12 protein-coding genes are annotated in these 12,701 nt (G+C 52.8%); 8 read left to right on the top strand and 4 right to left on the bottom strand.

The annotated features are described in order from the left end of the window. Nucleotides 1-55: 55 nt before the first annotated feature. Nucleotides 56-2,689: a PqiB family protein gene (locus AOY24_RS05570; RefSeq protein ID WP_054176287.1), complete on the bottom strand. Its 2,634-nt coding sequence runs from the start codon at nt 2,687-2,689 to the stop codon at nt 56-58. Beyond that, complete coding sequence (gene yebS, locus AOY24_RS05565; protein WP_043000395.1) at nt 2,658-3,941, bottom strand: membrane integrity lipid transport subunit YebS; 1,284 nt, start codon at nt 3,939-3,941, stop codon at nt 2,658-2,660. The genes AOY24_RS05570 and yebS overlap by 32 nt, the downstream gene beginning before the upstream one ends. A 130-nt stretch (nt 3,942-4,071) precedes the next feature. On the opposite strand from yebS, the gene AOY24_RS05560 reads away from it, so the two are divergent. The 4 genes from AOY24_RS05560 (at nt 4,072) to htpX (ending at nt 8,495) form a co-directional block, all read left to right on the top strand. Continuing rightward, nucleotides 4,072-4,569, top strand: a complete 498-nt coding sequence (locus AOY24_RS05560; RefSeq protein ID WP_043000396.1) for a GAF domain-containing protein — start codon at nt 4,072-4,074, stop codon at nt 4,567-4,569. A 97-nt stretch (nt 4,570-4,666) separates the two neighbouring features. Beyond that, nucleotides 4,667-5,353 (top strand): RNA chaperone ProQ, encoded by a 687-nt coding sequence (gene proQ / locus AOY24_RS05555; protein WP_054176286.1) that lies wholly within the window; start codon nt 4,667-4,669, stop codon nt 5,351-5,353. Nucleotides 5,354-5,372: 19 nt separating this feature from the next. Then, nucleotides 5,373-7,421 (top strand): carboxy terminal-processing peptidase, encoded by a 2,049-nt coding sequence (gene prc / locus AOY24_RS05550; protein ID WP_054176285.1) that lies wholly within the window; start codon nt 5,373-5,375, stop codon nt 7,419-7,421. A 192-nt stretch (nt 7,422-7,613) separates the two neighbouring features. After that, nucleotides 7,614-8,495 (top strand): protease HtpX, encoded by an 882-nt coding sequence (htpX, locus tag AOY24_RS05545; RefSeq protein WP_042318474.1) that lies wholly within the window; start codon nt 7,614-7,616, stop codon nt 8,493-8,495. Between the two features lie 45 nt (nt 8,496-8,540). On the opposite strand, the gene AOY24_RS05540 is transcribed toward htpX, so the two are convergent. After that, nucleotides 8,541-9,914, bottom strand: a complete 1,374-nt coding sequence (locus AOY24_RS05540) for an MFS transporter (protein WP_043000399.1) — start codon at nt 9,912-9,914, stop codon at nt 8,541-8,543. Between the two features lie 176 nt (nt 9,915-10,090). Here AOY24_RS05540 and kdgR point away from each other — a divergent pair, with 176 nt between their 5' ends. Next, nucleotides 10,091-10,882 (top strand): DNA-binding transcriptional regulator KdgR, encoded by a 792-nt coding sequence (gene kdgR / locus AOY24_RS05535; protein WP_043000400.1) that lies wholly within the window; start codon nt 10,091-10,093, stop codon nt 10,880-10,882. 111 nt (nt 10,883-10,993) lie between these two features. Here kdgR and AOY24_RS05530 read toward each other — a convergent pair whose 3' ends face one another. After that, nucleotides 10,994-11,233: a YobH family protein gene (locus AOY24_RS05530; RefSeq protein WP_043001907.1), complete on the bottom strand. Its 240-nt coding sequence runs from the start codon at nt 11,231-11,233 to the stop codon at nt 10,994-10,996. 160 nt (nt 11,234-11,393) lie between these two features. Here AOY24_RS05530 and mgrB point away from each other — a divergent pair, with 160 nt between their 5' ends. The 3 genes from mgrB to AOY24_RS23545 all read left to right on the top strand — a co-directional run bounded on the left by mgrB (nt 11,394) and on the right by AOY24_RS23545 (nt 12,699). Further along, nucleotides 11,394-11,537, top strand: coding sequence for a PhoP/PhoQ regulator MgrB (gene mgrB, locus AOY24_RS23555; RefSeq protein WP_042318479.1), 144 nt, complete (start codon nt 11,394-11,396; stop codon nt 11,535-11,537). 74 nt (nt 11,538-11,611) lie between these two features. Further along, on the top strand, nt 11,612-11,899 hold the full coding sequence (locus AOY24_RS05520; protein WP_043000401.1) for a YebO family protein: 288 nt from the start codon (nt 11,612-11,614) through the stop codon (nt 11,897-11,899). 656 nt (nt 11,900-12,555) lie between these two features. Beyond that, nucleotides 12,556-12,699 carry a DUF2627 domain-containing protein gene (locus tag AOY24_RS23545; protein WP_043000402.1) on the top strand — a complete coding sequence of 48 codons (144 nt, stop codon included), beginning with the start codon at nt 12,556-12,558 and terminating at the stop codon, nt 12,697-12,699. Nucleotides 12,700-12,701 lie beyond the last annotated feature (2 nt).

Raw genomic sequence — 12,701 nt, 5'->3', positions numbered from 1 at the left:
AACAAGCGCTCAGTGTAGCATAAAGGCTCCGGCGCGAGCACGCCGGAGCCTGATACTAACGTGGCAGCGCGGTGCCCCATTCACGCCACTCTTTCGGTTCACTTTCCAGCAGCAGGAAGTGTTTACCCGCCTGCGCTTTCGGCGCCAGCGGAGTGCCAGGCGGCGTGGCGAAGGCAATGCCGCCGCGAATAAACTGATTAAAGGTACCGGTCTTCACTACGCCGCCCGTCAGGCCGAAGTCCAGACTGTAACCGGACGCCAGCCAGAAGACGGAGTTGTTGCGGACCAGGTGCTGGTAGCGTTGACTGATGCGCAAGGCGATCATCACGCGGTCAGACAGAGTACCGAGCGTCATGCCGGTGACAGTACCAACTTCAATCCCGCGGAACAGTACCGGCGTACCGATCGCCAGCGAGCCCGCTTCGGGAACTTCGAGCACAATACTCAGCCCGTCAAGGTAGCGTGAGTCGGTAATGGTCGCTTCTTGCAGTTCAAAGTCACGGCGCGGATTACCCCGACCCGGCTCGACGTTGATGTAGGGTTGCAGGATCGTGTCGAGATGTTCCACGCCAGCGGCCGAGATTTGCGGCGTAATCACAGAGAAGCGCGTCCCGCCACGGGCGAAGGTCTGCACATATTCCGGATACAATACTGCCTTCGCCTGTACCTCGTTGCGCGAAGTGAGCAGTTCAAGCGTCTGGATCTGTCCGATATCAATACCGAGGTAGCGAATGGGCATTCCTGCCGCCAGTTTCCCGGCATCAAAGGCGTGAAGGGTAATCTGCCCGCCAACCGCACGTGCGGCGGTTTCGGAAGCATACAAAATGCGCTTGTCGCCTTTGCGCTGGCTGGCGCTGGCGCCGCTGAGGTTATCAAAGCTGATCGCCCCCTTCAGCGCACGTGACAGGGGAGAGGCCTGCACGGTCAACCCGCTGCCGTTGAGCTGCACTTTAGCGCCACCTTCGGCCCAGAAGACGCTATTGCTGGTCAGCAGGTTGCGGTACTCCGGTTTGATGTGCAGATCGATGTCAAAGGCGTCGGCGCGCGGGCGTACGGTAATCACTTCACCCACTTCAAATTTACGATACAGCACCACGGAGCCGGCCTGCACGTCTGGCAATGTTTCCGCACGCAGGCTCAGGGTAGTGGTCGGCAGATCGCTCAGGCTATTCTCTACCGCTTTTTCCAGGTTGGCATACAGCGGATAGCTTGACTTCATTTCCCCTTTGCTGCCGGGCAATATGCGAATACCGCCACTGATCCATTCGCTGGCGCTGGCGCCGAGGAACTCCACGCCATCCAGACCTACTTTGACATCCACGCGGCTGTTGACCACGAATTTGCTGTCACCCTGGACCAGGCCACGATGTTGCGGATCGACCGCCACAATAAACTCGACCCCTTTGCTGGTCAGCTTACGTTCGATCACCTGGCCCACCTGGACGCCGTGAAGGATCAGCGGTTGACCTGCATCGATACCGTAGCTTTCAGGCGCGGTCAGGGTAAAGGTCAGGACGTCCGGTTCGTGGAGCAGTGCTTTTTCACCGGGGACGACCACGAACTTGCTGCGCGGTTCACCGGCGCCGGGCACCAGTTCAAAGGTTTTACCCGTCAGTAACGAACTGATATTAGCGTCACTGAGCGAGAGCTTGGGACTGCGCAGTTCAATGCGCGTGCCGTCGCGTAACAGCGCTACGACGCTGGGGTCAACGGTCATTTCACCGGTGACTTTGCCACCGGATTGTAAATCCAGTTTGGTGAGCTGGCCGACTTCGAGCCCCTGATACATCAGGGGCGTAGAATCAGCCTTCAGTCCTTCGCCGCTCGGCAGTTCAAGTTTAATAATGACGCCGCGCTGACTGTGGGCCAGATCTTTATACAGGCCGAAGGTATCATCTTGCTCTGCCGTTTTTGAATCATCGGGTGAGTCAAAGGCGATTGCACCATTCACCAGGGCCGCCAGACTTTCCAGTTTAACCTTCGCACCACTCAGGCTGACGTCAGCATCCACGCCGGAAACGTTCCAGAAGCGACTGCCTTTTTTCACCAGATTGGTAAAGCGGCGTTCAACCAGCACGTCGATGGTGACGCCCTGTTTGTTCGGGTTAATGCTGTAGTCGTAGACTTTACCGACCGGGATTTTGCGGAAATAAACCAGCGAGCCGCTGTTCAACGATCCGAGGTCGGGCGCGTTGAGATGTATCATCAGATCGCCGTTATCCAGCCGATATTTCGGCTGGGTGTCGAGGGCGACGAAATGATCTTGCTCTTTACCTTTACCGGGCATCATGCCGATATAATTGCCGCCGACCAGCGCATCGAGGCCAGAGACGCCTGCGAGCGACGCTTTAGGCGTCACCAGCCAGAACTGCGTCTCTTCGCGTAGCGCGTCTTTCATGTCGGACTTGATGCTGACCCGCACCTCAATTTTGCGTAAATCCTTGCTCAGGCTGATGTCCTGAACCGTACCCACCTCAACGCCCTGATAGCGAACAGGCGTACGGCCCGGGACAATGCCATCCGCAGACATGAAGTCGATGGTCACAGTGTTACCGCGATCTTCATAGCTGTTCCATATCAGCCATCCCGCAATCATTAATGCGATCAGCGGGAGTAGCCAGAATGGTGAGATACGGCGTTTCGTTTTAATCTGCGCTTCAGTCTGCGAAGCGGGCGTTTCCTGACTCATGTGCATCCCAAAGTAAGCGGCTGTCCAGCCATTCCACTGCAAGAATAGTCAAAATGACCGCTGAGCCGAAATAAAACGCAGCCGGTCCCATAGTAAAAGCAAGAATCTGGTCGCGGTTAATCAGCGACATGGTTAAAGCGATAACAAAAAGATCCAGCATCGACCAGCGACCGATCCACGTGACCAGACGCAAGAGTTGCATTCGCGTGCGTAAACCCTGTTCGCATTTGAACTGAATGCTGAGTAGCAGCGTAAACATGACGATCACTTTAGTGAATGGCACCAGAATACTGGCGATAAAGACCACGGCGGCCACGGCGACATTGCTGTTCGCCAGCGACAGGATACCGGACATGATCGTATCTTCCTGTCGTCCGCCGTTCACGTAGATAACCGAGATAGGCAGAAGGTTAGCAGGCAGCAGCAAAACAATCGATGCCAACAATGCCGCCCAGCATTTTTGGATGCTCTGGTTTCTGCGCTCGCGTAAAGGAATATGGCAGCGCGGGCAGCGGCCACGCGGGTCCGGATAGCCGGTAAAATGGCAGCCGAGACAAACGCGCAACTGCTCATCCGGACGCTTTGCCGGTCTCTGCGGATAAAAACGTTCCCATAGTTGTTCGATGTTCAGGTGCGACAGCGTCAGGATGCTCAGGACCACCAGCGCAATAAAGGCGTAAAGTCCTACGCCCGGCTGCAAAAAAGCGTAATCCTGAACTTTGATCGATGCCACACCAATGCCCACCAGATAGATGTCCAGCATCACCCACTCTTTAAGCCTTTCCAGCATTAGCAGCACCGGGCGCAAATTCATACCGAGAATATTGCCGAACCACAGATACGCAATTGCGGTGACGAGGATCAGCGGCGCGCCCGCGACACAAAACAGCACCATCGCCGCGGTAATGGGATCGCCTTGCTTTGTCATCTGCCAGATCCCCTGCATCACATTGGCATCAATACGGATGCCCAGCAGATAGATGTGCAGCAGCGGCTCGCCCCAGGCGAAGGGCATCAGCAACAGCATGGTGACCGCCATCGCGCCCAGCCGCGTCAGCGACCAGTCGCGGCCATCACGAATTTTCGCCTGGCAGCGGGGACAGTATGCGCTCTGGTGAGAACGCATCTTCGGCAGACTAAACAGCAAATCGCACTGAGGGCAACGCTGATAGTGCGCACGAGGCAGTGCTTCGCTGATGGATCGGATCGCTATTTTTTTTGTCGGCGTGATCTGGGGTGTCTTGAGAGCCATGTATCGCGAATCAAAGTGTTAGATTTATGTAATCTTAACTCATGACGGGAATGATCTTGAGCATTAACGCATTTAATGCTTATTTTAATAGGCTGGCAGTATCAGAGTAAGACAACTAAGTGATTATATAATGAACAAGACAGAGCTATACGCGGAACTGAACCGCGATTTCCAGGCATTAATGGCAGGAGAGACCAGTTTTCTGGCCACGCTGGCGAACACCAGCGCACTGTTATACGAACGTCTTTCGCAAGTGAACTGGGCCGGGTTTTACCTGCTTGAGGGCGATACGCTGGTATTAGGTCCGTTTCAGGGCAAAATTGCCTGTGTACGAATCCCGGTGGGTCGCGGTGTGTGCGGCGCAGCCGTTGCCCACAACCAGGTGCAGCGGGTTGACGACGTTCACGCCTTTGATGGTCACATCGCCTGCGATGCGGCCAGTAATGCGGAAATTGTCCTGCCATTAACCGTCAATGGTCATATTATTGGCGTGCTGGACATCGACAGTACGGCGTTTGGGCGCTTCACCGCTGAGGATGAAGAGGGGCTTCGCCGGCTCGTTGCGCAGCTTGAAACCGTGCTTGCAATGACGGATTACAAAAAATTCTTTGCGAGCGTCGCAGGATAATCAACGGATAACGTAGCAATTACTGATGGCGTCATTATAATGACGCCTGTTCATGCCTGCTGCTTGTTGGCTACGTCCGTTGTAATCAGGAAATTTCATGGAAAATCAACCTAAGTTGAATAGCAGTAAAGAAGTCATCGCGTTTTTGGCCGAGCGTTTTCCGCAGTGTTTTAGTGCGGAAGGCGAAGCGCGCCCACTGAAAATTGGCATTTTTCAGGATCTGGTAGAGCGTATTGAGGGCGAAATGAACCTCAGCAAAACGCAACTTCGTTCCGCTTTACGTCTTTATACTTCAAGCTGGCGTTATCTGTACGGCGTTAAGCCGGGCGCAACGCGTGTCGATCTCGACGGCAACCCGTGCGGTGAGCTGGATGAGCAGCACGTTGAACATGCGCGTAAGCAGCTTGAAGAAGCGAAAGCTCGCGTTCAGGCGCAGCGTGCAGAACAGCAAGCGAAAAAACGTGAAGCTGCCGCTGCTGCAGGGGAAACTGAAGACGCTCCGCGTCGTGAACGTAAGCCGCGTCCTGCACCACGCCGCAAAGAAGCGACTGAGCGTAAACCGCGTGCTGAAAAACCTGCCGCGAAAGCGTCTCGCGCACCTCGTGAAGAGAAATTGACTCCGGTTTCGGATATTTCAGCGCTGAGCGTTGGACAGTCTCTGAAGGTGAAAGCGGGCAACGATGCGATGGATGCCACCGTATTAGAAATCACCAAAGATGGCGTCCGTGTACAGCTGAATTCGGGTATGTCTTTGATTGTACGCGCAGAACACCTGGTGTTCTGAAACGGAGGCCAGGCCTGGCATGAACACATTTTTTAGGCTTACCGCGTTAGCTGGCCTGCTTGCAATAGCAGGCCAGACCTTCGCAGTGGACGACATTACGCGTGCCGATCAGATTCCTGTTCTTAAGGAAGAAACCCAGCACGCGACGGTGAGTGAACGCGTCACGTCGCGTTTTACGCGTTCTCACTACCGTCAGTTCGATCTCGATTCGGCCTTTTCCGCCAAAATTTTCGACCGCTATCTGAATTTACTCGACTACAGCCACAACGTGCTGTTGGCGGGGGATGTCGAACAGTTTGCGAAGAAGAAAGGGCAACTGGGTGACGAATTGCGTTCGGGTAAGCTCGACGTTTTTTACGATCTCTATAATCTGGCGCAAAAACGCCGCTTCGAGCGTTTTCAGTACGCACTGAAAGTGCTGGAACGTCCGATGGACTTCACCGGGACTGACACCTTCAATCTCGATCGCAGCAAAGCACCCTGGCCAAAAGATGAGGCTGAGCTGAATGCGCTGTGGGACGGCAAGGTGAAGTTCGATGAGTTAAGTCTGAAACTGACCGGCAAAGACGATAAAGAAATTCGTGAGACGCTGATGCGTCGTTATAAATCCGCGATCCGTCGTCTGACGCAAACTAACAGTGAAGATGTCTTCTCACTGGCGATGACCGCGTTTGCGCGGGAAATCGATCCGCATACCAACTATCTCTCGCCACGCAATACCGAGCAGTTTAATACCGAGATGAGCCTGTCCCTTGAAGGGATTGGTGCCGTGCTGCAAATGGACGATGACTATACGGTCATTAACTCCATGGTGGCTGGCGGTCCGGCGGCGAAGAGCAAGGCGATTAGCGTCGGCGATCGCATTGTCGGTGTGGGTCAGACCGGTAAGAGCATGGTCGATGTGATCGGCTGGCGCCTGGATGATGTGGTTGCGCTTATCAAAGGGCCAAAAGGCAGCAAGGTTCGTCTTGAAGTTCTGCCTGCCGGCAAAGGCACAAAAACCCGTATTGTCACACTGACGCGTGAGCGTATCCGTCTGGAAGACCGCGCCGTTAAAATGTCTGTGAAGACGGTAGGTAAAGAGAAAGTCGGCGTACTGGATATCCCGGGCTTCTACGTTGGCCTGACTGACGATGTCAAAGTTCAGTTGCAGAAACTGGAAAAACAGAACGTCAGCAGCATCGTCATCGATCTGCGGACCAACGGCGGCGGGGCGCTGACGGAGGCTGTTTCGCTGTCCGGTCTGTTTATTCCTTCCGGTCCGGTGGTTCAGGTTCGTGACAACAACGGTAAAGTCCGTGAGGACAGCGATACCGATGGCGTTGTGTATTACAAAGGCCCGCTGGTGGTTCTGGTCGATCGCTTCAGCGCGTCGGCATCGGAAATTTTCGCCGCGGCCATGCAGGATTACGGTCGTGCACTGATTGTTGGTGAGCCGACTTTCGGTAAAGGTACCGTGCAGCAGTATCGTTCGCTGAATCGTATTTACGATCAGATGCTGCGTCCAGAATGGCCCGCACTGGGCTCCGTTCAGTACACGATCCAGAAGTTCTATCGTGTGAATGGCGGCAGTACTCAGCGTAAAGGCGTCACGCCGGATATCATCATGCCGACGGGGAATGAAGAGACCGAAACCGGTGAGAAATTTGAAGATAATGCGTTGCCGTGGGATAGCATCGATGCCGCAACGTATGTGAAATCAGACGATCTGACGCCGTTCGGCCCTGAATTACTCAAAGATCATAACGCGCGTATCGCGCAGGATCCTGAGTTCCAGTACATCATGAAGGATATCGCCCGTTTCAATGCGATGAAGGATAAACGCAACATCGTATCTCTGAATTACGCACAGCGTGAAAAAGAGAATAACGAAGATGATGCGCTGCGCCTGGCGCGAATCAATGACCGGTTTAAACGAGAAGGAAAACCGGTTCTGAAGAAACTGGACGACCTGCCAAAAGATTACCAGGAACCGGATCCGTATCTTGATGAAACGGTGAAGATTGCGCTGGATCTGGCGACGCTCGAGAAAGCGAAGCCCGCGGTACAACCGACCGCAACGAAATAACCTCATACAGGCACAAGAAATTGTGCCTGTTTTTTTAACAAGCGCATGAAGTCGTCAGCCTGATGCAGAAAAATGTAAAGTTGTGTCTTTCTGGTGACTTACCGGGCATTGATGCTTGAAAATAGCCGTACGACCCATACGATGTGGGTAATCGCATAGTGCGTTTTGTTAAGTTGAGGTTAAAAGAAAATTATGATGCGAATCGCGCTTTTCCTGTTGACGAACCTGGCCGTCATGGTCGTTTTCGGGCTGGTGCTGAGCCTGACAGGGATTCAGTCGAGCAGCGTTCAGGGCCTGATGATTATGGCGCTGCTGTTCGGTTTCGGTGGTTCCTTCGTTTCACTGCTGATGTCAAAGTGGATGGCCTTACGCTCCGTCGGTGGGGAAGTGATCGAGCAACCGCGTAACGAAAGAGAGCGTTGGTTGATGAATACGGTCGCCACGCAGGCGCGTCAGGCCGGTATCGCCATGCCGCAGGTCGCTATCTACCATGCGCCGGACATTAACGCGTTTGCCACCGGGGCGCGCCGTGATGCCTCTCTGGTTGCGGTCAGTACCGGTCTGCTGCAAAACATGAGCCCGGATGAAGCTGAAGCCGTTATTGCTCACGAAATTAGCCATATCGCGAACGGTGACATGGTTACCATGACGCTGATCCAGGGGGTTGTGAACACCTTTGTTATCTTCATCTCGCGCATTCTGGCGCAGATCGCCGCTGGTTTTCTCGGTGGTAACCGTGATGAAGGCGAAGGCAGCAATGGCAACCCGATGATCTACTTTGCGGTCGCAATGGTACTGGAACTGGTGTTCGGTATTCTGGCGAGCATCATTACCATGTGGTTCTCTCGTCACCGTGAATTCCACGCTGATGCGGGGTCCGCCAAACTGGTCGGCCGTGAAAAGATGATTGCTGCGCTGCAGCGTCTGAAAACCAGCTACGAACCGCAGGAAGCATCCAGCATGATGGCCTTCTGTATCAATGGTAAAGGTAAATCGCTGAGCGAACTGTTTATGACTCACCCGCCGCTGGATAAACGTATCGAAGCGCTGCGCAGTGGGGAATACCTGAAGTAAGCCTGTCGGTAAGAAGAGAAAGCGCGTCCATGGACGCGCTTTTTTTTACGCCTGTACCCGGGGCTGTGTGATGCGTAGACCGCTCACCACCGCTGCCACGGTCGCCAGAATCCCTGCCATCAGCAAAGAAACATGCGTGCCGTTATCTCCGAACTGGTTCAACAACAGCGCAACCAACGCCGCACCTGAGCTTTGTCCTAACAGACGGGCGGTGCCCAGCATGCCGCTGGCGCCGCCGCTGCGTTCACGTGGCGCAGAGGTGATGATCGTGTGGTTATTGGGGGATTGAAATAAACCAAACCCGGCGCCGCAGAGAATCATCGGCCAGATGATATTCAGATCGGACGGCACGGCAGGAAGTAATACCAGGGCAAACAGTCCACTTGCCATCACCAGCAGGCCCAGCGCGCCCAGTAAACCGGCATGGACGCGTTCAATCAGATACCCGGCCAGCGGCGCCATGACCATCGTTGCCAGCGGCCAGGGGGTGAGCAACAAACCGGTTTCTACTTCACTCCGCCCCAGTACCGTTTGCAGATAGAAGGGCAGGGAGACCATCGCCAACATCTGCGCGCAGAAAGAGCAGATTGAGGTGCCAATCGACAGTGAAAAAAGAGGAATACGCAGCAGGTCGACCGGCAATAATGGTACCGGTAATGAAAGCTGACGACGGATAAAGAAATAGCCCACAACCATCATTGCCGCCACTTCGGCCCCGATCAGCGTCATGGGTTGTCCCTGTGCAAAACCACTCAGTGCGGTGATCAACAGACCAAACGTCAGCGCATTCATCACGGCGCTGGGGAGGTCAAAACGCGGTTTATTGCTGCGTGAGCCATTAGGCGGCAGAAAGCGCATTGCCAGGATCAACGCAATAATCCCTAACGGCACATTGATCAGAAACAGCCATTTCCACGAGGCAATTGAGAGGATAGCGGCCGCGATGGTTGGGCCTGCGGCCGCAGAGACGGCAACGATAAAGGAGTTGATACCCATCCCGCGACCCAGATGGCGCTGAGGATAAATCAGACGAATCAACGCCGTGTTGACGCTCATCAGCGCAGCGCCGCCGAAACCCTGAACGACGCGCGCCATCGTCAACATTTGTAGCGAGTCCGCGAGAGCGCAAAACAGTGAGGCCAGCAGAAAAACCACTAGTCCGCATTTGTAGATGCGTCGATAGCCAAACATATCGCCGAGAAACGACAGCGACAGTAACGAGACGACAATGGCGATCTGATAGGCGTTGACGACCCATATTGAGCTGGCGGCTGAAGCGTGTAAGTCAGTGGCTATCGTGGGGAGCGCCACGTTGGCAATGGCGCCGTCCAGTACGGCCATCGAAATACCAATAACGATGGTTAAAATAGCACCATATCGCTGTGGAAGCGGCAGGCCGTCGGCCTGGGATTTATTCATGTGATTGATAGTTTTTGCGAAGAATATGATCAGGGTAGTGATTTTAGCATTGATATTCAGGCTTTATATCGCAGATTTGTAACGAAGTAAGCAAAGATGGATTGCGGGGGCCTGGCCATGAAATTATAATAAAAAATCGTTCTGATTTTTATAAAACACTCGTAATGAGGTGATAGATGGCTAACGCAGATCTGGATAAACAGCCTGATTCTGTATCTTCCGTGCTGAAGGTTTTTGGCATTCTGCAGGCGCTGGGTGAAGAGCGCGAAATAGGGATTACCGAGTTATCACAACGCGTCATGATGTCAAAAAGCACCGTTTATCGCTTTTTACAGACCATGAAAACACTGGGATATGTGTCACAGGAAGGTGAATCCGAGAAGTATTCTCTGACGCTGAAACTGTTTGAACTGGGCGCTCGCGCGCTACAGAATGTTGACCTTATCCGCAGTGCGGACATCCAGATGCGTGAACTCTCTCGTCTGACGAAAGAGACGGTGCACCTCGGCGCGCTGGACGAAGACAGCATCGTCTACATTCATAAGATTGATTCGATGTACAACCTGCGCATGTATTCGCGTGTGGGTCGCCGCAACCCGCTTTACAGCACCGCGATTGGTAAAGTGCTGCTGGCCTGGCGCGATCGTGACGAAGTGAAGCAGATTCTGGACGGCGTTGAGTACAAGCGCAGTACCGGGCGCACTATCACCACCACGGAAGCATTGCTGCCGGTGCTGGATAAAGTCCGCGAACAGGGTTATGGCGAAGATAACGAAGAACAAGAAGAAGGTTTACGCTGCATTGGCGTACCGGTATTCGATCGTTTCGGCGTCGTGATTGCGGGGCTGAGTATCTCCTTCCCCACGCTGCGTTTTTCTGAAGAAAAATTGCATGACTACGTTTCAATGCTGCATACCGCGGCGCGTAAAATCTCTGAGCAGATGGGTTACAACGATTATCCGTTCTGACGATGTCATGCTGTCGATAGTCAAGAAACGGCCGGCATTTTCGCCGGCCGCTTTAATCTTGTGATATTTTGCTTAAGCAATACGCCAGGCGCGACTCACGACGACGGGATATTAACCGTTATCGACGACCACGGTACTCTTACGCAATATCGGACAATCCGTTAATCCGATGATACCGCTATCGGTATGAACATATTGCGCGGTGGCGGTTCCTCGCGCGGTGAGATACTTGCATTGCAACCCCAGCCCGGCAGCATTCTCCTGACTGCCTATCAGCACACCATACCCACTGAGTAATAATCCAATCCATACAAGCGCAAACAACACGATAGCGCGAATAATCAAACGCATTATGACCTCTTTTCTTCTATAAGTTAGATTGAGCTTAGCGCTTACGCTCATTGATACAAGTAAATGATTCTTAAAAAATCGCGAATGTCTGCTGTAGTTAGTCCTGGTTTAAGATACGCATGATAATTTGGTGGCATAAGATGTTGATGCGGAGAGTGGAGTGAAAAAGTTTCGATGGATAATTCTGGTGGTGGTAGTGCTTGTGTGTCTGCTGCTGTGGGCCCAGGTGTTCAACATCATGTGTGACCAGGATGTACAATTTTTCAGCGGAATTTGCGCCATCAATAAATTTATCCCATGGTGAGATCATTTTTTCATCCGTTGATTTCCTTCCTGTGGCGCGGTGGTAAAATGGCGCGTCTACATTGAGGTGGTGAAATGAACGAAGTCCTGAATTCCGGCGTGCTTAATTTTGCGTCGTTGATTGTATCGGTGGGGGTTCTGGTTGTTGGGCTGGTGCTGTGGTTCTTTATCAACCGTGCGAGCTCGCGAACCAATGAGCAGATTGAGCTGCTTGAAGCGTTGTTAGACCAGCAGAAGCGACAAAATGCACTATTGCGTCGTCTCTGTGAAGCGAACGAGCCGGAAAAAGTGGCAGAGGCATCGCCTAAGGCTAATGACCCGCAAGAGGATGAGGATATCATCCGTCTGGTCGCAGAACGTTAATCCTCGTGTAACAGGAAGCGAAGGGGCTGGCGTCTCGCCAGTCTTTCCTTCCTGGTTTGTTATCCTGCACCCTATTAGTGCAGTCGCATGCCGCTTCGCTATATCCGTTCCTTTTTGTGTCATTGTGCGAGTTATTGCCAGCACACACGTAGTTATATTTTTCCATACGTTAATAATGTGATCTTCCCCGTTTTGTGAGAATGATCGGCTTTATAATAAGCGAAACGTTTCTTTCCCTATTTTTGTGCATTGTCATCATTCTTTCATTAAATGAGTGCATAAGAACAGTAGATATCAAGATGGAGCGAAATGTGGCGTTATTATGATATCGGGCCATTTTGCGTTGAAACAAATTATGCATAACAAAGCAGAATTTGTGATAACCGCAGATTGCTACGTTTTGACATCGCAACGATCTGGAAGTCGCGAAGTTATTGAGCTATGGTTGAAAAGATCCCGCCGCGCTGCGGGTCTGGTAAGGACTCAGCGAGCGCGCGGGAATATATCGGCTTGAGGATTGACGCATAACTGTGCAGATACTCTGTATCGACTGGCGAGATTTGTGCGACCGATCGAGACACGTTTAAAAATGGCTTGCCATAATTAACGTTGTATGTGATAACACGTTTTGGGTTAAACGAGGTACAGTTCTGTTTATGTGTGGCATTTTCAGTAAAGAAGTCCTGAGTAAACACGTTGTCGTTGAATACCGCTTCTCTGCCGAGCCTTATATTAGTGCCTCAAGCAGTAATGTCTCAGTTTTATCTATGTTATGCCTGCGGGCGAAGAAAACACTCTAAGG

The sequence above is a fragment of the Citrobacter sp. CtB7.12 genome (genome assembly GCF_001297795.1).
GTDB classification, from domain to species: domain Bacteria; phylum Pseudomonadota; class Gammaproteobacteria; order Enterobacterales; family Enterobacteriaceae; genus Citrobacter_A; species Citrobacter_A amalonaticus.
This window is presented reverse-complemented; position numbering and strand designations above follow the sequence as displayed.